This is a genomic window from Burkholderia arboris (genome assembly GCF_038723655.1).
Taxonomy (GTDB): Bacteria; Pseudomonadota; Gammaproteobacteria; order Burkholderiales; family Burkholderiaceae; genus Burkholderia; species Burkholderia arboris.
The window spans coordinates 655,668-676,567 of record NZ_CP109823.1 but is presented as its reverse complement, the minus strand read 5'-3'; the positions used below and the strand labels follow the sequence as shown (position 1 = coordinate 676,567).

The 20,900-nt window shown below is 66.5% G+C and carries 18 protein-coding genes; 13 read left to right on the top strand and 5 right to left on the bottom strand.

Annotated features, from left to right (window positions below; genetic code table 11):
- Positions 1-72 precede the first annotated feature (72 nt).
- From OHZ10_RS35690 to OHZ10_RS35665, 6 genes are all read left to right on the top strand, one after another.
- The gene (locus OHZ10_RS35690) at positions 73-1,311 is read left to right on the top strand and encodes a glycosyltransferase family 4 protein (protein ID WP_342706503.1); all 1,239 of its coding nucleotides are present in this window, start codon (positions 73-75) and stop codon (positions 1,309-1,311) included.
- Positions 1,302-2,690, top strand: coding sequence for a hypothetical protein (locus OHZ10_RS35685; protein WP_342706502.1), 1,389 nt, complete (start codon positions 1,302-1,304; stop codon positions 2,688-2,690). Before OHZ10_RS35690 ends, OHZ10_RS35685 begins: the two co-directional genes overlap by 10 nt.
- Positions 2,687-3,976 carry an oligosaccharide flippase family protein gene (locus OHZ10_RS35680; RefSeq protein WP_342706501.1) on the top strand — a complete coding sequence of 430 codons (1,290 nt, stop codon included), beginning with the start codon at positions 2,687-2,689 and terminating at the stop codon, positions 3,974-3,976. Before OHZ10_RS35685 ends, OHZ10_RS35680 begins: the two co-directional genes overlap by 4 nt.
- Positions 3,977-3,988: 12 nt before the next feature.
- Complete coding sequence (locus OHZ10_RS35675; RefSeq protein ID WP_059242253.1) at positions 3,989-4,924, top strand: glycosyltransferase family 2 protein; 936 nt, start codon at positions 3,989-3,991, stop codon at positions 4,922-4,924.
- Between the two features lie 100 nt (positions 4,925-5,024).
- Positions 5,025-6,536, top strand: coding sequence for a polysaccharide pyruvyl transferase family protein (locus OHZ10_RS35670; RefSeq protein WP_342706500.1), 1,512 nt, complete (start codon positions 5,025-5,027; stop codon positions 6,534-6,536).
- Positions 6,533-7,777: a glycosyltransferase family 4 protein gene (locus tag OHZ10_RS35665; RefSeq protein ID WP_342706498.1), complete on the top strand. Its 1,245-nt coding sequence runs from the start codon at positions 6,533-6,535 to the stop codon at positions 7,775-7,777. Before OHZ10_RS35670 ends, OHZ10_RS35665 begins: the two co-directional genes overlap by 4 nt.
- A gap of 50 nt (positions 7,778-7,827) precedes the next feature.
- Here OHZ10_RS35665 and OHZ10_RS35660 read toward each other — a convergent pair whose 3' ends face one another.
- The gene (locus OHZ10_RS35660; protein ID WP_342706497.1) at positions 7,828-8,682 is read right to left on the bottom strand and encodes a glycoside hydrolase family 16 protein; all 855 of its coding nucleotides are present in this window, start codon (positions 8,680-8,682) and stop codon (positions 7,828-7,830) included.
- Positions 8,683-8,889: 207 nt separating this feature from the next.
- The gene (locus OHZ10_RS35655; RefSeq protein ID WP_342706496.1) at positions 8,890-9,156 is read right to left on the bottom strand and encodes a hypothetical protein; all 267 of its coding nucleotides are present in this window, start codon (positions 9,154-9,156) and stop codon (positions 8,890-8,892) included.
- A gap of 156 nt (positions 9,157-9,312) precedes the next feature.
- On the opposite strand from OHZ10_RS35655, the gene OHZ10_RS35650 reads away from it, so the two are divergent.
- The 4 genes from OHZ10_RS35650 (at position 9,313) to OHZ10_RS35635 (ending at position 13,161) form a co-directional block, all read left to right on the top strand.
- Positions 9,313-9,645, top strand: a complete 333-nt coding sequence (locus OHZ10_RS35650) for an H-NS family nucleoid-associated regulatory protein (RefSeq protein ID WP_059242246.1) — start codon at positions 9,313-9,315, stop codon at positions 9,643-9,645.
- Between the two features lie 171 nt (positions 9,646-9,816).
- A complete protein-coding gene (locus OHZ10_RS35645; RefSeq protein ID WP_342706495.1) occupies positions 9,817-10,674 on the top strand; it encodes an IclR family transcriptional regulator in 858 nt (285 codons plus the stop codon).
- A gap of 277 nt (positions 10,675-10,951) precedes the next feature.
- A complete protein-coding gene (locus tag OHZ10_RS35640) occupies positions 10,952-11,671 on the top strand; it encodes a response regulator transcription factor (RefSeq protein WP_342706494.1) in 720 nt (239 codons plus the stop codon).
- Positions 11,671-13,161 carry a HAMP domain-containing sensor histidine kinase gene (locus OHZ10_RS35635; RefSeq protein WP_059242521.1) on the top strand — a complete coding sequence of 497 codons (1,491 nt, stop codon included), beginning with the start codon at positions 11,671-11,673 and terminating at the stop codon, positions 13,159-13,161. The genes OHZ10_RS35640 and OHZ10_RS35635 overlap by 1 nt, the downstream gene beginning before the upstream one ends.
- Before the next feature lie 34 nt (positions 13,162-13,195).
- Here the strand turns inward: OHZ10_RS35635 and OHZ10_RS35630 are convergent, their stop codons facing one another.
- The 3 genes from OHZ10_RS35630 to OHZ10_RS35620 all read right to left on the bottom strand — a co-directional run bounded on the left by OHZ10_RS35630 (position 13,196) and on the right by OHZ10_RS35620 (position 16,019).
- The gene (locus OHZ10_RS35630) at positions 13,196-14,296 is read right to left on the bottom strand and encodes an AraC family transcriptional regulator (RefSeq protein WP_059242242.1); all 1,101 of its coding nucleotides are present in this window, start codon (positions 14,294-14,296) and stop codon (positions 13,196-13,198) included.
- 144 nt (positions 14,297-14,440) lie between these two features.
- Positions 14,441-14,896 carry a carboxymuconolactone decarboxylase family protein gene (locus OHZ10_RS35625; protein ID WP_342706493.1) on the bottom strand — a complete coding sequence of 152 codons (456 nt, stop codon included), beginning with the start codon at positions 14,894-14,896 and terminating at the stop codon, positions 14,441-14,443.
- 331 nt (positions 14,897-15,227) lie between these two features.
- Positions 15,228-16,019 carry an HAD-IIB family hydrolase gene (locus OHZ10_RS35620; RefSeq protein WP_342706492.1) on the bottom strand — a complete coding sequence of 264 codons (792 nt, stop codon included), beginning with the start codon at positions 16,017-16,019 and terminating at the stop codon, positions 15,228-15,230.
- Between the two features lie 304 nt (positions 16,020-16,323).
- On the opposite strand from OHZ10_RS35620, the gene OHZ10_RS35615 reads away from it, so the two are divergent.
- The 3 genes from OHZ10_RS35615 (at position 16,324) to OHZ10_RS35605 (ending at position 20,894) form a co-directional block, all read left to right on the top strand.
- The gene (locus tag OHZ10_RS35615; RefSeq protein WP_342706491.1) at positions 16,324-17,958 is read left to right on the top strand and encodes an AMP-binding protein; all 1,635 of its coding nucleotides are present in this window, start codon (positions 16,324-16,326) and stop codon (positions 17,956-17,958) included.
- A complete protein-coding gene (locus OHZ10_RS35610) occupies positions 17,958-19,136 on the top strand; it encodes an AraC family transcriptional regulator (RefSeq protein ID WP_342706490.1) in 1,179 nt (392 codons plus the stop codon). Before OHZ10_RS35615 ends, OHZ10_RS35610 begins: the two co-directional genes overlap by 1 nt.
- A 159-nt stretch (positions 19,137-19,295) precedes the next feature.
- A complete protein-coding gene (locus tag OHZ10_RS35605) occupies positions 19,296-20,894 on the top strand; it encodes a Re/Si-specific NAD(P)(+) transhydrogenase subunit alpha (RefSeq protein ID WP_342706489.1) in 1,599 nt (532 codons plus the stop codon).
- Positions 20,895-20,900: the final 6 nt, after the last annotated feature.

Below are 20,900 nucleotides of genomic sequence, written 5' to 3'. Positions count from 1 at the left end.
ACATGACGGGCGGCCACGGACAACCATCGGGCGAGGATCTGCATGAACGATACAACTTCAATGTGTGACGCCATGACGCGTTCGCAGGCTGACGCGCGGCACACCGATAACGAGACGGGGCGGCATTTCAGTCGCGTCGCCGTCGTGCACGACTGGCTGACGACCTATGCGGGCGCCGAGAAAGTCCTCGCCGAGATCCTCAACATCTGGCCGCAGGCGGACCTGTTCACGGTGGTCGATTTCCTGCCGGACAGCGAGCGCGAGAAGCTGCTCGGCAAGGTCGCCACCACGTCGTTCATCCAGCGGCTGCCGCGCGCACGCTCGGCCTATCGTGCGTACTTGCCGTTGATGCCGTTCGCGATCGAGCAGCTCGACCTGTCCGGCTACGACCTGGTGATTTCATCGAGCCATGCCGTCGCGAAGGGAGTCATTACCGGGCCGGATCAGCTGCACATGAGCTACGTGCACTCTCCGATACGCTATGCGTGGGATCTGCAACATCGTTACCTGAACGAGTCGGGCCTGTCGACGGGGTTGAAAGGCTGGATCGCGCGCGCGATGCTCCACTACATTCGCATCTGGGATCAGCGTACCGCGCACGGCGTCGATGCGTTCGTGGCGAACTCCGGCTTCATCGCGAGACGCATCCGCAAGGTGTACGGCTACGATGCGGCGGTCGTCTATCCGCCTGTCGATATCGGGCGATTTTCGCTGGTCACGCAGAAGGAAGACTTCTATCTGACGGCGTCGCGCATGGTGCCGTACAAATGCATGCCGCTCATCGTCGAGGCGTTCGCCCGCATGCCGGAACGGCGCCTCGTCGTGATCGGCGACGGGCCGGATTTCGAGCGCGTCAAGGCCGCCGCCACGCCGAACGTCACGCTGCTGGGCTATCAGCCGGATGCGGTACTCGTCGACTACATGCAGCGGGCGAAGGCGTTCGTATTCGCCGCCGAAGAGGATTTCGGCATCACGCCGGTCGAGGCCCAGGCGTGCGGAACGCCGGTCATCGCTTACGGGCGCGGCGGCGCGCTCGAGACGGTGATCGCATCCGGGGATGCGAGCACACGCACGGGGTTGTTCTTCGAACGGCAGGCAAGCGCGGACATCGTCAACGCGGTGATGCGCTTCGAGGCGGCAGGCGGGTTCGATCCACGGGTGTGCCGCGCCAACGCGCAGCGATTCACGGTCGAGCGATTTCGCGACGGCCTGCTGGAGGTGATGGCCAGCGCGCTGCGCAACCGCGCATCTGCCGCCGGGGCGCGCGACACGGCCGGCGGCTCGGCGAGGGGCGAACCATCGTGGAGCTGAGCCTGTTCGGCGTGATCGTCATTGCGCTCGGCATCCTGACGTTCGTGCTGCCTTATCGGTGGGCGGTCTACGTGATGGTGGCCAGCACGCTGTTCGGGGCGACCGAGGCGGTTGCATTCGGCGGGCTGGGCGTGTTGCCGGCCAGCCTGATGATGCCGCTGTTCGTCGCACGCGCGCTGTTCCTCGAAGATTCGCGCGCGATCCGCAGCAGCCTTCGAGTCGGCTCGCCCGGGTTCTGGCTGCTGGTGTTGACCGGCTACGCGTGCATGACGGCTGTCGTGTTTCCGCGCATGCTGGCCGACACCACGTCGGTTTATTCCATCGATCGTTCCAACATCGGCACGACGCAACTCATGCTGCAGCCGCTCGGCCCCGTGTCCGGAAACCTGAGCCAGTCCGCATACCTGATCGGTGAATGCCTGCTCTATTTGGCCGCCTCGATGGTGATGCGGCGACGCGACGCCAGCCGGGCCGTGGCGGACGCGTTCCTGTTCCTGACCGCGTTGAACGCGATCGCCGCGGCGGCCGATCTGTTCGGCAGCGCTGCGGGCGTCAGTCTGCTGGATCCGCTGAAGACCGCGCAGTACTCGATCCTGGACGGCGCGGAGGTCGGAGGCATGCGGCGAATCAGCGGGACTTTCTCCGAGGCATCGGCATTTGCCGGCTTCTCGCTGCCGCTCTTTGCGTTCACCGCGAATCTTTGGCTGCTCGGCTATCGGCGGAGCCTGTCGGGATTGCTTGCGCTGTTGACGGCCGGTTTCGTGCTGCTGTCGACGTCGAGTACCGGGTACGTGGGGCTGTCGATCTATCTCGCCGTCTTCATGGCCAGTCGCTCCGGCGCGATCGCCCGTCACAGCCAGGCAAGGAAGTTCCGGATGCTGGCGGTGGCGTGCGTGGCGGTCGCGCTGATCGCGTGCGTACTGGTCGCAATCGATTCGCCGATCGTGACGGCCGTGTCCGAGGTAATCAACCGGACGTTGACGAGCAAGATGAGCAGCGATTCGGGCGTCGAGCGCAGCGCGTGGAACATGCAGTCGCTGATCAACTTCGTCGATACGTTCGGATTGGGTGCCGGCCTGGGCAGCGCGAGGGCATCGAGCTTCGTCGCGGTGACGCTCGGCAATCTCGGGCTGCTGGGCGCGATGCTGTTCGGACTGTTCCTTTACCGCACCGTGCGCGTACGCGTGCGGCCTGCTACGTGGGCATCGGACCGGATCGTCAGTTTCGCAGCCGTTCAAGCGATGGCCGCGGCGCTGATCGGCGCGACGCTGTCCGGCACGGTGTTCGACCTCGGGCCGTGCGTCTATCTGTTTGCGGCGGCGGCGTTCGGGGCACTGAACGTCAGGCGTGCATCGAACCGGGAGCCGAGGGCGACATGAACACCACCTCGTCTCGCACGGAATTGCTGGCGGTGTATGTGGCCTACATGTTCCGCTATCTGTACCCGTTGTTCATGCTCCCGTATTACGGGCGCGCGCTCGGCCCGAGCGGTTATGGCCTGGTGCTGGCGGGCGCCTCGCTGTCGAATTCGCTGTGGCTGTTCGTGAGCTACGGCTTTCCGACCGTCGGCGCGCGCGATACCGTGCATGCCGCAGGCAGCACCGAGCGGGCCGAGATTCTGCGCACCCACGTGATCGCCCGACAACTGCTGTGCGTGCCGGCCATCGTCGCCGGCACGATCGCGATCGGCGCGTCGCTGGCGTTTCGCCAGCACTGGTCGAGCGGGCCGGTCGTCATCGCCATGGGCCTGGTCTCGGCATTCAACGTCGGGTGGTATCTCGTCAGCACCGGCCGCGCGATCGCGAGCGTCCGGATCGAAGTCGTCGGCTTCGCGATTTCGTTGTCGCTGATCGTCGGCTTCGTGCATCACCCGTCCGATGTCGAGCGTGTATTTCCGTTGCTGCTGACGTCGAGCGTCGTCCAGCTCGGGCTCGCGTACTGGCTGATCCGCCGAGAGTTCGCAGGCGCCGTGGCGAGCCTGAAGCGCGCAGTGGACCTGATCCGCCGGTCGACGGTCATTTTCGTCTATGGCGGCACATCGGTCTTGCTGGCGGGCGCGTCGACGTACCTGTTGTCGACCATGGCGCATGCCTCCGAGGTCAGCGCGTTCGGTGTTGCCGAGCGGCTCGTCGCGGCGGGATTGAGCGTGATGTCGCCGGCCGCGCAGATCCTCGTGCCAAAGCTGACCAGCCTGGTCGGCAGCGATCCGTCGCGCGCGAATCGTCTGATGCGGCGGGTGTTCGTGTGGTTCTTTTCCGGGGCGGCGCTTGCGGCAGTCGCGACTGTCCTGCTGTCGGAGCGGCTCATTCCGCTCGCGCTCGGTGCCGGCTTCGAGCGCTGTGTGCCGGTGTTGAATCTCATGGTGTTCGTGCTTCCCGTCAGCGTATGCACGCAGGTCCTCGGCGCCTATTTCCTGATTCCGCGCAAGCTCGAACGTCTGCTTGCGCAAGCAGGCGTGCTGGGCGCGGTCGTGAGTCTGGCATGTGCGATTCCGCTGGCGAGCCAATGGGGGGCGCTCGGGATGGCAGGTGCACGCCTCGTCGGAGAGTTGACGATGCTGGGGGCGCTGGCAGCCGGTCTGTGGCGCGCGAAGCTGATGACGGAAATCTTCGGTATCGATGGCGTTCCGGCCACGAGTGTCAACGACAACCGAATTCGCCAGTAACGAGGGTATGTGATGACTCATGAATGGGAAGTTCGCGAGAGCGGACCCGTGAACGTGCATGACCGTGCGACATCGGGCGCTCCGCGCGTTTGTGCCGGCATTGCGACGCGCGGCCGGCCCGCCGAGCTGGCGAACATCGTTGCCTGCCTGCGTACGCAAACGCTCAGGCCGACGTCGATCATCGTCGCGTGCACGGGGCCGGACGATGTTGGCGCGCTTGCCGAAGCCGATGATCTGTCCATCGTGTTCGTCAAGCCTGGCTTGACGCGTCAACGCAATGCGATCCTCGACAGGGTGCCGGCGGATACGGACTATGTCGCGTTCTTCGACGACGATTTCGTCCCGCAAACGGACTGGCTGTGCGTGGTTGCCGACGCATTCGAGCGCGACCCGATGCTCGCATGCGTGACGGGGCACGTCGTTGCGGACGGCATTCTCGGCCCCGGGCTCACGATTGACGACGCGAAGCGGGCACTGGCTGCCGTCCGGGACGACACGCAGCGATGGACCCAGGACGGCTACAGTCCTTACGGCTGCAACATGGCGTTCCGCGCGTCGGCGGTTGCCGCGTTGCGTTTCGACGAGCGGCTCGTGTTGTACGGCTGGCTGGAGGATCTCGACTTCGGTGCACGGGTCGCCCAGCGCCACGGCCGGCTCGTGAAACTCGGCAGTGCGGTGGGTGTGCATCTCGGCGTGAAGCGCGGCCGCGTGTCCGGACGCCGGCTCGGTTACTCGCAAGTCATGAACCCGGTCTACATGATGGCCAAGGGGACGTTGTCACGTCACGATGCGTGCCGCCAGATCGTGCGCAACTTCGCCGCCAACATGGCGAAATCGATCGCACCGGAAGCCTATATCGATCGACGCGGCCGGCTGGCCGGAAACCTGATCGCATTCGTCGACGTGTTGCGCGGACGCCGGACGCCGGAACGTGCGGAACTGCTATGAGCGGCGGAACGGCATCGGGCGCAAGCACGGACTCGTTGGCGCAGGTATCGCTGCTTCGGCTTGGCAAACCTTTAATATTTGTTACGGTATGCGAAGCATAATGGAATTGGAAGGTATAGTGAAAGCGTATCGTCACCTGAGCGCGACGGCAGATATCCGACGCAAACGTCGGTTTCGCATCCGTGAATGTGCAGGGCGAAGCTGCCGCTCGCATGCCTTTCCGCCATCGTGCCGCTCATTTTCACGCGGTAACGTCCAGCGAGTCTGGAAAAAGTCCTGCGACACAACAATGCCTCCCGATCATCCCACCATGCAGAACCGCGTTCGCCACGGGGCGCCTGGCGCCGACGAAATGCCGCATGCGCCGCGCGTCGCGCTCGTCAACGTGAAGTACAGCCCGAATCTCGGCGACGGCATGCTGTCCGAATGTCTCGAGGCGGAACTCGCGGCGGCGTTGCCGGGCATCGAGATTCGCGTGATCGATCTCGCGGGTCGAACCGACTACGCATGCGGCGCAACCTCCCGAAAATCGGTGTTGACGCTGATGCACCACAGCCCGCGTGTCGTGCGTCATGCGATCGTGCACTCGGTGCTCGGGTACAAGTTGCACACGGAACTGCGTCCGCGCTGGCGTTCGGTGTTGCGCGGCGTCGACGCCGTTGTTGTCGGCGGTGGCAATCTGTTGAGCGATGCGGATCTGAACTTCCCGATGAAGCTCGATGCCGCGATGGCGGAAGTCCGTGATCTCGGTTTGCCGGCCGCCGTCTTCGGTGTCGGCGTATCCGGTGACTGGACGTCGCGTGGCGAGCTGCTGTTCCGGCGCGCGCTCGGCGGGGTTTCGCTGTTTCATGCGTCGGTGCGCGAGCGACGCTCGGCCGAGATCTGGCGGGCGCGCTTGTGCGGTGCCGGGATTCGCGCGGCGCAGGTCGTGCACGATCCCGGTCACCTGGTGTCGCGGCATGTCGCGCGATCCCGCACGCCGGATAACGCCGTCACCACGATAGGGCTGGGGATTACCCATCCGATCGCGCTCAAGTACCACGGCGGCAGTATTCGCGTATCGGCAGCGGCGCAAGCCGAATGGTATCGCGCGCTCGTGCGTGCCGGTAGCGCATATGGCTGGCGTTTCGTCGTGTTCGCCAATGGCAGTCCCGAAGACGAGGCTTACATCGACGAACTGCGCCCGATCCTCGCGGAGGCTGCCGGGCCCGGCCGGATCACTTTCGCGCCTCGTGCGGCGACGCCGGCCGACCTCGCGCGACTGATTTCATCGTTCGACTTGTTGATGGCGCACCGGCTTCACGCGAACATCGCCGCATTCTCGTATGCGGTCCCGCAGATCGGGTTCGCGTGGGACGTCAAGCTCGAATCGTTTCTGTCGGGTGTCGGGCGCGGGCACTGCCTTTGTACGGTCGGTGTCGATTCGATCGACGCCGTCGTCGGGCTCGCTGCCCGGCAGCTCGGTGAGGGCATCGATGCGCATGTGCATCGCGCCGTGCTCGACGACGCGTGCGCACACGTGGCCGAACTCGCCGCTGCGCTGAGGGGCGCGGTGGCGGGAGCGCGGCAACCTGCCGGCCGCGCGCCGGTGGCGGGAGCGTCGCTCGTATGAATACAACTCCTCCGCAACGGCTGGTGATCGTCAACGACGTGTCGGTCGCCAATGGGGGTGCGACGGCGCTGGCGTTGCTCGAACTGCGCCTGATGCGAAAACGCGGCGTCGAGGTGACGTACGTCACCGGCGACGACGGCGCCAATCCGGAGTTCGACGCGCTCGGTATCGAGGTCGTCTGCCTGAGAGGCATCGGGTTGCTGCAGGCGGGGGCGGCCGCGTTGGGGCGTGGCGTGTACAACCCGGACACGGTTAGAACGCTCAATGCGTGGATCACGCGTCACGACACGCCGGGTACGGTTTATCACGTGCACGGCTGGAGCCAGATCCTGTCGCCGTCCTTGTTCGCGGCGCTGCGTCGCGTACGCGAGCGGACCGTGATTACGGCGCACGACTTTTTCCTCGTGTGCCCGAACGGCGCATTTGCCGACTACCGTGCCGGCACCGTCTGTACGCGCGTTCCGCTCGGCGCGGCCTGCGTGACGCGCGATTGCGACAAGCGACACTACGCGCACAAGGTGTGGCGTACGGTCAGGCAGGCCGTTCAATCGCACACGCTTCACTTCGATTCCGCCGGGCCTCGCGTCCTGATGATTCACCACTCGATGCGCGAACCGCTCGAGCGCGGCGGCATTCCCGTCGGTTGCTTGCAAACCGTACCCAACCCGGTGACGCCGTGGAGCACCGAGCGCATCGCCGCAGAACACAACGACACGTTCGTGTTCGTCGGCCGGCTGGCATCGGAGAAGGGGCCGGACCTTGCCGCGCGCGCGGCGCGGCGCGCAGGCGCGCGGCTCGTCATCATCGGAGACGGGCCGATGATGCCCGCGTTGCGCGCCGCGTATCCGGAAGTAACGTTTTGCGGCCATCTCGCACCGAGCGAAGTGGCGCAACGTGTGCAATCCGCACGCGCGCTGCTGATGCCCTCGCGCTATCCGGAGCCGTACGGCCTCGTGGCCGCGGAAGCGATGTGGAGCGGATTGCCGGTCGTTGTCGCGCAGTCTGCGTTGCTGGCAGGCGACATCGTTGCGTGCGGCGCCGGCGACGCGTGCGATCCCGCCGACGAGGCGGCATTCGCCGGTGCGATTGCCCGCATTGCGCACGATGACGATGCGACGCGACGGATGAGCATCGCCGCCCACTCGGCGACCCGCCACATGGGGCTGTCACCCGATGCGTGGGTCGAACGTCTGCTCGAAGTCTTCGCCGCGTGCACGGCGCTGGAGCCGCAATCGGCCTAGTTCACGGCCAGCCGGGGCGGCGCGGGTGGCGGCCCCGAGCCGGGGCGCGATCAGTGTTCCTTCGGCCGCGCACAGCGGCTTGATTTGCCCGCTTCGTCGAGCGTATAGAGCCGCACCCATTTGACGGTGAGCGTCGACGGGTCGGGCGTTTGGTCGATCGGATAACCCGAGCCCAGCGCAAGATTGACGAGCGGATAGAGCGGTGTATCGAGTTCGGCTGGCGTCGCCTGCTCCCAGACGGGGCGGCGATCGAGGTAGTACGTGATCTTGTCTGGCAGCACGCGGACCCCGTAGTCGTGGTACCCGTTGACAAGCGAGTCGGCCGGAACGGGACTGCGATGCGTGACATGGCGCGACTGATTCTGGTTCGCGCCGCGGTACCACACATGAAGCGACGAGGAATACCGATCGGTTGCGTGCCCGTAGTATTCGACGACATCGATTTCGACACGCGGCGCGGGGTCGGCGACGGGTTTGAGGCTCATCAACCAGAATGCCGGCCACGTGCCGGGGCCGGGCGGCATCTTCATGCGTGCTTCGAAGTATCCGTAGCGCACGCCGCGGCCGTTGCCGGACGCGTCTGCCGCGGCGATCAGGCCGGAATGCCAGCGCCCCTGCGGCGTGCGGCTCGCCGTGATGTGCAATTCGCCGTTGACCACGCTGAACGGCCCTTGAGGCCCCGGATCGGAGAACGCGGCATCACCGAAGTCGCCATTCCACGGTGTGTGCGCGATCCATTGTGCGTCGCCCAGGATATGGGGCGACACGTGGAACGCGCTGAAATTCTCGTTGAATACCGGCACGAACTCGCAAAGATTGAGTGGAGCGGATTCTGCGCCGTTGGCCGGTGCGACCGTTGTAGCGGCCAGGAGGGCGACGATGGCGGGAAGGATCGGTGAGGACATGTGGTGGGGCGTCTGGGCAATGGATGAGGTGGGTGGCCCGAAGCGAATTCGCCGTGCTGTGTTCGGCCCGCGTCAGGGTGGGATGATGCGCGATTGCACGCAAGACGGCAACATCTGATTCGCATGACTAAGCATTTACTCGATCGAACGTTCGCGAAGGATGGCGTGCCGATGTCCCGTTCGTCACGTGTGCGTTACGACGTGCCGTTACGTAACGGCACGTCGCTGCGGGCAGAACGCAAACGTTTTACCGCAGGAGCCGGTTTTATTCAGATATTTTGAGCGACAGATAAAAGTCATTGGTTTGCCGACGTTTTTATGCGGCGCTGCAACCGAATGCTTGGAGATGGCACGAATCATGCGTTGAACGGTATGTGCCGCGTAAATTGATGCCGTAAATTCAGCGCCATCGTGAATCGCCAGCGCTGCTCGAGATCGTGGTTCGATGGTGGGCAGCGCGAGTTCGAGACTCACGTTGGTGGCTTGTCCCGTATGACGCGTATGGGTCGGGACGTTGCGCCCCGTTCTCGGGATCGGGTGCCGCGAGATGGGTCATGCAGTCACGGAAATACCGCATCGCTCACGCGCAGCCGAAAGGCCGCCAATTGACTTAATCTCGGAATGGATCGAATGAAGAGTCCTACGATTCGCGAGCTTCAAAAGCAGCTCGGTCACTTGAATCTGATTGTCGAAGAAGCCAGGCAGAAGGAGAAGAAAGTCAAGCTCGAGGAGATTGCCGAGCACGTCAAGCTGTTCGACATCACGGAAATCGAGTTGTTGCGGGCGGCGGGTTTCATCAAGGCCAATCGACAAAAGGCTTCGGCAAAGTACTACGACCCGGACACCGGTCGATCGTGGTCGGGAAAAGGTGCACGCCCCAGGTGGCTTGTCGGCAAGAACCTGGATGACTATCTGATTCGGGACACACCGCAGCCATGGTGGCCGGAAAAACAGGCTTGTTGAGCTGTTCTCGCGAATTCGGCATGTGCTCGTCGGAACGGTTGGCGCATGTCGACGCACATTGTCTCGCCAGATGCTCGTCGGTTCATGACGCGGCAGACGCGTTTTCTTGCCGTCCCGCCGGGCCACGGAACCGGTGATCCTGGCATTGCTTGACGACCGGAATTTCAGCTCATGCAGAATCCAGAAATTGACGCGGCGGATCTCGTCGATACGGGACCTGAGAAAAAGGCAAGATATCGCGCCCCGGCGCTCGAGAAGGGCCTTGATATCCTCGAGGTGCTCATCGATCGCGAGTACGGCATGGCGCAGGCGGACATCTGCCGCGCGTTGAAGCGCAGCCGAAGCGAGCTGTACCGGATGATGCAGGTGCTCGAGGATCGTGGTTACATCTACCGGGTGGATCGGTACGACCGGTACGCGCTGACCATGAAGCTCTACTTTCTCGGGCAGCATCACGCGCCGACACGATCGCTGGGCGCGCTCGTCACCCCGCTGTTGCAGCAGTTCGCATTGCAGATGGTCCAGTCGTGCTATCTGACGGTATTCGACGGCGACACGATGATCGTCATCGCAACGGCCGGCAGCGAAACGGAATGGAACATCGCGGTCCGCGTCGGGACGCGCGTTTCGATGCACGGCAGCGCTGCTGGCGAGGTGTACCGGTCCTTTCAGGACGAAGACGTGCGGACCCGGCTGTCGCGGGCCGATGGGCACGATATCGAGTCGCGGAATCCGGCGCTCGGCGACGAAGCGTTGCCCGCGCATCTGGTCGACGGCTATCTCTGCCGCCCCAATGAGCGAATTCCCGGCATCACCGATATCGCGACGCCGATCGTGGACAAGTCGGGTTCGGCCATCGCGATCCTCGCTTGCCCGTACCTTGCGCAGTCGGGCGAAGCGGGCGCGCTGTCGGTCACGCAGATCGGCGCGGCGTTGCATGAAACGGCCCGGCGGATCTCCGCGACGGTCGATCAACGGTTCATGCAATCGGCCGTCGATCTGCCCGCGCGAGGTGCGGCACGCACGTAGGACGGGGGCGATTCCACGATCGTCGCGTGGCGACGTCCGCTGTTTGGCGGGCGCTTCAGGATACCGGGGAAATTTCAGGGGCCAGAACGGTAATCGTTGCGGGTACTGGCTTGCAATGCGAGCGTGATCCAAAGATAAACGAAATGTGATCACTTCCCGCCGCAAAATTTTGCACAATGACGGCAGCGCAGCTTTCCGCCGCGATTCGACCCGGGCCATCGATCGCCCGCCGACAACCGTTATCGAACCCGGCTTCGACGTGCCGCCCCCCACCGCCATGGACCAACCGAAACGCATCCTGATCGTCGAGGACGACGCCGACATCGCCGACGTGCTGAGCCTGCACCTGCGTGACGAGCGCTATGAAGTCGTGCACAGCGCGGACGGCGCCGAAGGGCTGCGCCTGCTCGAACAGGGCGGCTGGGACGCGCTGATCCTCGACCTGATGCTGCCGGGCGTCGACGGCCTCGAAATCTGCCGGCGCGCCCGCGCGATGACGCGCTACACGCCGATCATCATCACGAGCGCGCGGTCGAGCGAGGTGCACCGGATCCTCGGCCTCGAGCTCGGCGCCGACGACTACCTGGCGAAGCCGTTCTCGGTGCTCGAACTCGTCGCGCGCGTGAAGGCGCTGTTGCGGCGGGTCGACGCGCTCGCGCGCGATTCGCGGATCGACGCCGGCACGCTCGACGTCGCGGGGCTCGCAATCGACCCGATCGCACGGGAGGCGAGCGTCGACGGTGCGCGCATCGACCTCACGCCGCGCGAATTCGACCTGCTGTATTTCTTCGCGCGGCATCCGGGCAAGGTGTTCTCGCGGATGGACCTGCTCAATGCGGTGTGGGGCTACCAGCACGAAGGCTACGAACACACGGTCAATACCCACATCAACCGGCTGCGCGCGAAGATCGAGGCCGATCCGGCCGATCCGGTGCGAATCCTCACCGTGTGGGGCCGCGGCTACAAGCTCGCCGCGCCGGGCCAGCGGGACGCATGATGAAGCTCACGCTCACCCAGCGGCTGTCGCTCGTGTTTTCGGTCCTGCTGCTCGCGTGCTCGGGCGCGTCCGCGTGGCTGCAGATCCGCGCGAACGACATGCGCGAGAAGGAAGTCGTGCAGGCGTTGTCGCGTGACCTGGCCGCGAACATCGCCAACAGCGCGCCGCTGATGGACGCGAACGGGCTGCGCCCCGATGCCGTGCGTACGCTGTTCAGCCAGCTGATGGGCGTGAACCCGAGCGTCGAGGTGTACCTGCTCGACAACGCGGGGCGTATCCAGGGCGACGATGCGCCGCCCGGCCACGTGAAGCGCGACCGTATCGATCTCGCGCCCGTGCAGCGCTTCATCGCGGGCCAGCCGCTGCCGATTCTCGGCGACGATCCGCGCAGCCCGGACGCGCGCAAGGTGTTCAGCGCCGCGCCGCTGCAGCGCGCGGGGCAGCCGCCGTCGGGCTACATCTACGTGGTGCTGCTCGGCGAAGCGCACGACCGCCTGGCCGCACGCGTCGACGCCGGCAACGTGCTGCGCACCACGCTGTGGTCGATGGCGCTCGTCGCGCTGCTCGGCCTGCTCGCAGGCCTTGTTGCGTTCAGCTTCATCACGCGCCCGCTGCGCCGGCTGACGGACGCGATGCGTGGCTTCGACGCGAACGGCGCGCCCGACACGCAGCCGCCGGTGCCGCGCTCGCCGGCCCGCCGCGGCGACGACATCGTGGTGCTCGAATCCGCGTTCGCGCAGATGGCCGACCGGATCGGCGACCAGTGGCGCGCGCTGACACATCAGGACCAGCAGCGGCGCGAACTGATCACGAACATCTCGCACGACCTGCGCACGCCGCTCACATCGCTGCACGGCTACCTGGAGACGCTGTCGTTGAAGGCCGACACGCTCGCCGAACCCGAGCGGCGGCGCTACCTGTCGATCGCGCTCGCGCAGAGCGCGAAGGTCGGCCGGCTCGCGCAGGCGCTGTTCGAGCTCGCACGGCTTGAATCGGGCGGCGTGCAGGCCGAGCGCGAGCCGTTCTCGCTCGTCGATCTCGTGCAGGACGTGTTCCAGAAGTTCGAGCTGACCGCGCAGGCGCGCGGCGTCGCGCTGCATGCGCGAATTCCGCCGCGCGTGCCGGTCGTGTCGGCCGATCTCGGGATGATCGAGCGCGTGCTGACCAACCTGCTCGACAACGCGCTGCGGCACACGCCGCCACACGGCGAAATCGAGGTCGCGCTGGAGCCGCAGGGCGACCGCGTGGTCGTGACCGTCGCGGATACCGGCGAAGGGATCCCGGCTGCGCGGCGCGAAGGGCTGTTCCAGCGGCCGCAGCGGCCGATGAGCGGCGGCACGGTGACAAGCGGCGGGCTCGGCCTGCTGATCGTGCACCGGATGCTTGCGCTCAACGGCAGCGGGATCAGGCTCGTCGACCGGGCCGGGCGCGGCGCGGTGTTCGAGTTTGCGCTGGCGGTTGCGTCGCTGCCGGGCGGTGACGCACGCTGACCGCCGCCGTCGTCGGCGGCGGCATCCGCCGCGCTTACCCGCCGCGCTTGCGCCGCACGTCGCTCGGCGTCGTGCCGGTCCAGCGCTTGAACGCGTGGCGGAAGCCGACCGCATCGCTGAAGCCGAGCGTCAGCGCGATGTCCTCGGTGCTGAGCGTGGTCGTGCTGAGGTAGTCGAGCGCGAGCGCCTTGCGCACGCTCGTCAGCAGTTCGCTGTACGACGTGCCTTCGGCTTCGAGCTTGCGGCGCAGCGTGCGCGAGGTCATGCACAGGATGTCCGCGATCGCGTCGATGTCGGGAAACTGCCCGGGCGTGCGCGTGAGTTCCTGGTACACGCGCCGCGTGACGCCGGCCTGGCTGCGCAATTCCTCGAGCAGGCTCGCGCAGTGCGACGACACCTGTGCGACGGTGATCGGATTGGCGAGCTGCGGCGCGCGCGTGAGCCACGCGGCCGGATAGCTGAGCACATGATGCGGCTGGTCGAACGCGATCGGGCATTCGAGCGCATCGGCCAGCGATGCCGCGTGCGGCGGCTCCGGCTGCGCGAACTGCGCACGCGCCGGCACGCACCACGCACCCATCACGTCCTTGATGATCGTCACGTGCAACGCGAACTGCATGTCGATCAGGAAACGGTACAGCGGCTCGTCGAGATCGGGCAGCCCGACCTCGTGCCGGTCCGGAAACAGCCACGAAGCGGTGTCGCCCTGTTCGACCCAGCGGATCGCGAGCATGCCGTTCGCGAGCCGGTGGTACTTGACGGCCGAATCGAACGCGTGCGCGAGCGATTCCGAGCACAGCATCGCGTAGCCGTACATCCCGTAGCTCGACGCGTGCAGCCGGCGGCCGACGCGCACGCCGAGATCGGTGCCGTCGTACCGGCCGATCGCACGGCGCGCGGCCGTCAGGAACTGCAGCGGCGACGTGAGCGTGAACGGATCGGCGACGTCGGCCGGCGTGAGGCCGGTGCCGTCGAGCACCGTGGCCGGGTCGAGGCCGGCCTGTGCCGCCACGTCGAGCAGCACGGCCAGCTTGGCCGGCGTGAAGCGCTGCTCGCGCAGCGCGTGGGCGGGGGCGGCGTCCGGCAGGCGGGCTGCGCGGGCGGCCGTCGGGTTCAAGAGCGCACTGCGCGGCATGACGGGATCCTGCGTCCGAATCGATATCGTTTACGGCACGCAATTCTGCGCGGGAACGATCCCATGCGCTACAGGGTTCACCCTGATACGCGCGCCGGTGCCACCCGGCGCACCCGGCCCGGCCTCGACCGGCGTCAACCGGCGTCAACCGGCCTGGAACACGCCGGCCTGCCACGCGAAGGGCTTGGCGAGCCGGTTCCACGTGTTGATCTGCGCGACGATCAGCGTGAGCGTCGCCAGTTCGTCGCGATCGAAGTGCTCGCGTGTCGCGGCGACGAACGCGTCGTCGATCGCGTGCTCGCTGATCAGCGTGAGCGCTTCGGCCCAGCGCAGCGCCGCCTGTTCCTTCGGGCTGTAGAGGCCGGGGGTCTCGTGCCATACGGGCAGCAGGTTGTAGCGCAGCGGATCTTCGCCTGCGTGGATGCCTTCCTTGATGTGACGGTCGAGACAATACGCGCAGCCGTTCAGTTGCGACACGCGTGCACGCACCAGCTCGACGAGCCTGAAATCGTGTCCGGTGTGGTTCGCGTATTCCTCGACGTTGAGCACGACGTCGAGCAGCCGGGCGGGGAGTTGTCCAAACGAGATGCGTTCTGGCATGGCGACTGACCTCTTGATGGAGCGGGATAGGTTCGCGGGTTGAATGTGTCGTGTCTGTTGCTCCGGCGCGGCACGTTGCCGCGATCGGCGGCATATGTGAAGTAATCCTGATTAAGCGGCCGCGGGAGCGACCGGCTGGGCCAGGGTATGGCGCAGGCGGAATCCGTTGTGCGGATGCGCGTGTATCGGCTTCATCGGCGGCGTTGCGCGGTGCGCTCGGCCGCGGCGAACCGGAAGCGAAGCGATCGTATCAGGCGCGACCGGCGGCCGGAATCGCCTGATCCCGTATGTTGTCCATGCTGATAACGCGATAGTCGGGCCGCCGGACCGGTCAGCGCTGATCGTCCGGGCGAGCGCGCAGGATCGCGTCGGCGAACTCGACGAATCCGCTGCCGCCGGGGCCGTGCGTGATCCAGCGCGGTGGCACGGGCAGGTGCTGCAGATACTCGACCACGGTGCTCATGCCGGCCGTGTGCGTGAAATGGCCGAACATCGGCGCGTCGTTCGTGGAGTCGCCGGCGTACGCGACGCACGCTGGCGCGGCATCGGCGTCGACGCCGTAGGTGTCCGACAGCACGCGCAGCGACATCGACAGCTTGTCGTATCCGCCGGCCCAGCCGATGATCCACAGATTGTTGATGGTCGCGTCCGCGCCGGCCGCGACCAGCGCGTCGAGTACCCGGTCGTCCTGGTCGGAGCCGGTGCGTGCATACGCGAGCGACGTCAGCCTGAAGTCCTGGTCGTCCGCGAGGCGTGCAGCGGGTACGATCTTCTCGACATGCTGCGCGATACGCCGGCGTGCGTCGCGCGCGCCGGCGAGCGCGTCGTCCGCGTGCCAGTACCGGCGCTCGACACCGTTCCCGTCCGGGCTGCGCCGAATGAAGAGTCCGCCGTTCTCCGCAATCACACCGTCGACCGGCCACATGCGCGCCATCTGGTCGCACCAGCCTGCCGGCGCGGCCGTCACGGGAATCACGCGGATGCCGTGCGCCTGCAGCCGCTCGAGTGCTGCATAGGTCTGCGCGGCCAGGCGGCCCCGATGGGTCAGGGTCTCGTCCATGTCGGTCAGCAGGAACCGGACCGACGAGAACGTGCCGGCGGGGGCCAGGGAAAGCGGCTGCATCGTCTAGACGAAAGAATGGCGACCGTCGATTATGAAGAAGGGCGGCAGCCCGTGCCATGCCGCTTGATGCTTTGCAATCCGCGCGGTGGAATATGCGACTGCCTGCCGCGGCAAGCGCGGTTGCCTAGACAAGCGGGCCCGCCCGCATGTCCGTTTCGATCATCTTTTCGGCCGCCCGGATCATTTGCAAAGCGCGTCGCGCGGGCGATAGTCGCCGGTCAGGCGACGGCCCGCGTCCTTCCGGCGTGCAGGCCGCCGTGCGAACGGTGTGCTGCGGGCGCACCGTCCCCCCGTGGAGTGAGACATGACGAAGAGACACTGGACCGGGTCGTATGGCTCGATCCCCGCCGAGATCGATGCCGATCGCCATTCTTCCGTAAGCGCGCTGCTGGACGACGCGATGCGCCGCTTCGCCGACCGTCCGGCGTTCCATGCGTTCGGCCGCACGCTCACCTATGCCGACGTCGACCGCCTGTCGACCGCGCTGGCCGCCTATCTGCAGCAAGTCGTCCGCGTACGCAAGGGCGACCGCGTGGCCGTGATGCTGCCCAACGTGCTCGCGTTTCCGGTCGTGTTCGTCGCCGTCGCGAAGATCGGCGCGATCCAGGTCAACGTGAACCCGCACTACACCGCGCGCGAGCTCGAGCATCAGCTCAACGACGCGGGCGTCGAGGTGGCCGTCGTCTGCGGCGGCTCGATGGGCACGTTCGCCGACGTGGTCGGCGGCACGCGCGTGCGCACCGTGCTGAGCGTGGGGCGCGGCGATCTCGGCGTCGTCGATGCGCCGGCCGGCACGTGCGATGCACTGCCACCCGGTTCGACCGCGCTCGCGGACGCCATTGCGGCCGGCGAATCGCTCGCGTACGAACCGGTTGCGCTGGGCGGCGCGGACCTGCTGCTGCTGCAATACACGGGCGGCACGACCGGCCTGTCGAAGGGCGCGGCGCTGTCGCATCGCAACCTCGTCGCGAACATCGAACAGTTCGCGGCGATCGTGCCGGCCGCGCGCGAGCCGGGCGAGGAGGTCGTCGTTACGGCGATCCCGCTGTATCACATCTTCGCGCTGACGGTGAACTTCCTGTCCTACTTCGCGATCGGCGCGCAGAACTGGCTCGTCGCGAACCCGCGCGACATGGACGGCTTCATCGACGTGCTGAAGGCTGCGCGGCCGACGGTATTCGTCGGCGTGAACACGCTGTACGCGGGGCTCGCCGGCCATCCGCGCCTGAACGAAGTCGACTGGTCGCGGCTGAAGCTGTCGGCCGGCGGCGGCGCGGCGGTGATCGACGTGATCTCGTCGCGCTGGAAGGCGGTGACCGGCAATTTCATCCGCGAGGGCTACGGGCTGTCGGAAACGTCGCCGGTCGTGTCGTTCAACCCGCAGTCGATCGACTCGTTCACGGGCACCACGGGCCTGCCGTTGCCGTCGACCGACGTGATGCTGCTCGACGACCAGGATCGCGAGGTGGCGATCGGCGAAGCGGGCGAGATCTGCGTGAAGGGGCCGCAGGTGATGGGCGGCTACTGGCAGAAACCGGATGCGAACGCGGCCGCGTTCACGGCGGACGGCTATTTCCGCACCGGCGACGTCGGCGTGTTCGACGCGGCCGGCTTCCTGCGGATCGTCGACCGCAAGAAGGACATGATCATCGTGTCGGGCTTCAACGTGTATCCGAACGAAGTGGAAGCCGTCGCGACCGCGCTGCCGGGCGTCGCCGAGTGCGCGTGCATCGGCGTGCCGGACCCGCGCACGGGCGAGGCCGTCAAGCTGTTCGTGGTGCTCGCGCCGGATGCCGGCGTGACCGAGGCCCACCTCGTCGAGCATTGCCGCGCGAGCCTCGCGGCCTACAAGGTGCCGAAGATCGTCCGCTTCGTCGACCGGCTGCCGAAGTCCACGGTCGGCAAGATCCTGCGCCGTGAACTCAGCCGCACCGACTGATGGTGCCGACGCGCCGCGCGGCCGTGGCTGCGCGGCCCGGTGCGCCGAAGGTCCCGAAGGCCCCGAAGGTCTCGAAGGTGACGCACGGGCCGCTCAAGTACAATGCGAGCGGTTCGATCGACGGGGACCCGATGACCGGCTCAGATGCCCTTTCCGCCCGGCCCGGGCGTGCGATGCCGTCGCCGAGCGCGACGGTGCCGATCTCGCTCGTCAACGGTTTCCTCGCGAGCGCGGGGGCGCAGCGCGACGTGGTGGAGCGCTACCTGCGCGGCGCCGGCATCCCGATCGAGCTGCTCGGCGAGCCGCACGCACGCGTGACGGAGGAACAGTTCTCGACGCTGTACCGCACGCTCGCGATCGATCTCGACGACGAGATGCCCGGCATCTTCTCGCGCCCGTTACGCGGCGGCACGCTCAAGTACCTGTGCCTGAGCCTGCTCGATGCGCGCAACCTCGAAACGGCGCTGCATCGTTTCGGACAGTTTTTCCACATCCTGCTCGACGATTTCTTCGTCGAATCGAAGCGCGACGACCTGATCGCGCAGGTGCTGCTGCGCCCGAACGACGCGATCGGCCCGATCGGCGCGCTCGGCCAGGAACTGATGCTCAAGCTCGTGCACGGCGTGTGCTCCTGGCTGATCGGGCAAAAGATCCCGCTGCTGCAGATCGAATTCGCGTGCCCGCGGCCGCGCCATGCGGTCGACCACCTGTATTTCTTCACCGGCTCCGTGCAGTTCGATTGCGAGCGCACGCTGATGCGTTTCAGCGCCGATTACCTCGATGCGCCGATCCGGCAGAGCAAGCGCAACCTGCGCAAGTTCCTTGCGCGCGCGCCCGGCGACTGGATCTTCGAATCGTTCAGCGAACAGCTCGTGTGCCATCGCGTGCGGCAGTACCTGTCGGCGGCGCTGCCCGACCTGCCCGTGATCGACCACGCGGCCGAGCACCTGCACTGTTCGGTACGCACGCTGAGCCGCCACCTGGCCGCCGAAGGAACGACGTTCCAGGTGCTGAAGGACGAGTTGCGGCGCGACATCGCGATCCAGCGGCTGACCGACACGCCCGACACGATCGCGGCGATCGGCGCCGATATCGGTTTCGACGATCCGAGCGCGTTTCACCGCGCGTTCCGGCACTGGACAGGGAGTACGCCGGGGACTTACCGGCGGCAGGTGTAGGACGCGGGGACGCCGGTGTGTGCGGCCGGCGCCCGTATCCGGCGCCCGGCGGCGATGCCATCGCGGGTCGCACGCAGATTTCGAAACATGCACATGATTCTGGTAACTTGACGCACCGGCCCGAGCGCTTCGCGACGGCCATCACCCATCTTTCATAATATGACATTACAGATTGGGATTCCGTTGGAGACAGCCACCGGCGAACGGCGCGTAGCGACCGTCCCCGAAGTGGTCGAGAAGCTGGTCAAGCTGGGGTTTTCGGTCGCCGTCCAAAGCGGCGCCGGGGCCGGCGCGAATTTTGACGACGACGCGTACCGCGCGGCCGGCGCGAGCGTTGCCGCGACAGCGGCCGAGCTCTGGTCCGGCAGCGACATCGTGTTCAAGGTGCGTCCGCCGACCGGCGACGAAGTGGCGCTGATGCGCGAGGGCGGCACGCTGATCGGCTTCGTCTGGCCGGCGCAGAACCCCGAACTGATGCAGCAGCTGGCCGCGAAGCGCGCCACCGTGCTGGCGATCGATTCGCTGCCGCGTACGCTGTCGCGCGCGCAGAAGATGGACGCGCTCACGTCGATGGCCAGCATCAGCGGCTACCGTGCGGTGATCGAGGCCGCGCACGCATTCGGCCGCTTCCTGAACGGCCAGGTCACGGCGGCCGGCAAGATTCCGCCGGCCAAGGTGTTCATTGCCGGTGCCGGCGTGGCGGGCCTCGCCGCGATCGGCACGGCCGCCAGCCTCGGCGCGATCGTGCGCGCGAACGACACCCGGGCGGAAGTGGCCGATCAGGTCAAGTCGCTGGGCGGCGAGTTCGTCAAGGTCGACTACGAAGAGGAAGGCTCGGGCGGCGGCGGTTACGCGAAGGTGATGAGCGAAGGCTTCCAGCAGGCGCAGCGCGCGATGTACGCGCAGCAGGCCAAGGACGCCGACATCATCATCACGACCGCGCTGATTCCCGGCAAGCCCGCGCCGAAGCTGATCACGGCCGAGATGGTGCAGTCGATGAAGCCCGGCAGCGTGATCGTCGACATGGCCGCCGAACAGGGCGGCAACTGCGAACTCACGGTACCCGGCGAGGCCGTCGTGCGCCACGGCGTGACGATCGTCGGCTACACGGATCTCGCGTCGCGCCTGTCGCGGCAGTCGTCCACGCTGTATGCGACCAACCTGCTGCGCGTGGTCGAGGAGCTGTGCAAGGGCAAGGACGGCACGATCAACGTCGACTTCGACGACGACGCGATCCGCGGCCTCACCGTCATCAAGGAAGGCAACGTCACGTGGCCGCCGCCGCCGATCAAGCAGGCGGTCGTCGCGCCCAAGCCGCAGGCGGTGCCTGTCGCGGCCGCGCCCGCGAAGTCCAAGGGCCACGGACATGCCGGCGAGCCGATGTCGGCCAAGGCGCTCGCGATCGTGTTCGCGATCGGCGCGCTGGCGTTCCTGTTCGTCGGCCAGTTCGCGCCGGCGAGCTTCCTGTCGCACTTCACGGTGTTCGTGCTCGCGTGCTTCGTCGGCTACATGGTGATCTGGAACGTCACGCCGTCGCTGCACACGCCGCTGATGAGCGTGACCAACGCGATCTCGTCGATCATCGCGATCGGCGCGCTCGTGCAGGTCGCACCGCCGCTGGGCGAGCTGGCCAACGCCGGTGACCGTCCGTCCGGGTTGATCCTGGGCCTCGCGGTGGGCGCGCTGACGCTCACGGCCGTCAACATGTTCGGCGGCTTCGCGGTGACGCGTCGCATGCTGGCGATGTTCCGCAAATAAGGGGAC

Excerpts from the sequence above, each read along its gene's own strand:
- OHZ10_RS35635 (WP_059242521.1), top strand. The coding sequence starts at position 11,671 with ATGAAGCTCACGCTCACCCAGCGGCTGTCGCTCGTGTTTTCGGTCCTG.
- OHZ10_RS35680 (WP_342706501.1), top strand. The coding sequence starts at position 2,687 with ATGAACACCACCTCGTCTCGCACGGAATTGCTGGCGGTGTATGTGGCC.
- OHZ10_RS35610 (WP_342706490.1), top strand. The coding sequence starts at position 17,958 with ATGGTGCCGACGCGCCGCGCGGCCGTGGCTGCGCGGCCCGGTGCGCCG.
- OHZ10_RS35630 (WP_059242242.1), bottom strand. The coding sequence starts at position 14,296 with ATGCCGCGCAGTGCGCTCTTGAACCCGACGGCCGCCCGCGCAGCCCGC.
- OHZ10_RS35620 (WP_342706492.1), bottom strand. The coding sequence starts at position 16,019 with ATGCAGCCGCTTTCCCTGGCCCCCGCCGGCACGTTCTCGTCGGTCCGG.
- OHZ10_RS35650 (WP_059242246.1), top strand. The coding sequence starts at position 9,313 with ATGAAGAGTCCTACGATTCGCGAGCTTCAAAAGCAGCTCGGTCACTTG.
- OHZ10_RS35675 (WP_059242253.1), top strand. The coding sequence starts at position 3,989 with ATGACTCATGAATGGGAAGTTCGCGAGAGCGGACCCGTGAACGTGCAT.
- OHZ10_RS35645 (WP_342706495.1), top strand. The coding sequence starts at position 9,817 with ATGCAGAATCCAGAAATTGACGCGGCGGATCTCGTCGATACGGGACCT.
- OHZ10_RS35615 (WP_342706491.1), top strand. The coding sequence starts at position 16,324 with ATGACGAAGAGACACTGGACCGGGTCGTATGGCTCGATCCCCGCCGAG.
- OHZ10_RS35660 (WP_342706497.1), bottom strand. The coding sequence starts at position 8,682 with ATGTCCTCACCGATCCTTCCCGCCATCGTCGCCCTCCTGGCCGCTACA.
- OHZ10_RS35670 (WP_342706500.1), top strand. The coding sequence starts at position 5,025 with ATGGAATTGGAAGGTATAGTGAAAGCGTATCGTCACCTGAGCGCGACG.
- OHZ10_RS35625 (WP_342706493.1), bottom strand. The coding sequence starts at position 14,896 with ATGCCAGAACGCATCTCGTTTGGACAACTCCCCGCCCGGCTGCTCGAC.
- OHZ10_RS35690 (WP_342706503.1), top strand. The coding sequence starts at position 73 with ATGACGCGTTCGCAGGCTGACGCGCGGCACACCGATAACGAGACGGGG.
- OHZ10_RS35605 (WP_342706489.1), top strand. The coding sequence starts at position 19,296 with ATGACATTACAGATTGGGATTCCGTTGGAGACAGCCACCGGCGAACGG.
- OHZ10_RS35640 (WP_342706494.1), top strand. The coding sequence starts at position 10,952 with ATGGACCAACCGAAACGCATCCTGATCGTCGAGGACGACGCCGACATC.
- OHZ10_RS35665 (WP_342706498.1), top strand. The coding sequence starts at position 6,533 with ATGAATACAACTCCTCCGCAACGGCTGGTGATCGTCAACGACGTGTCG.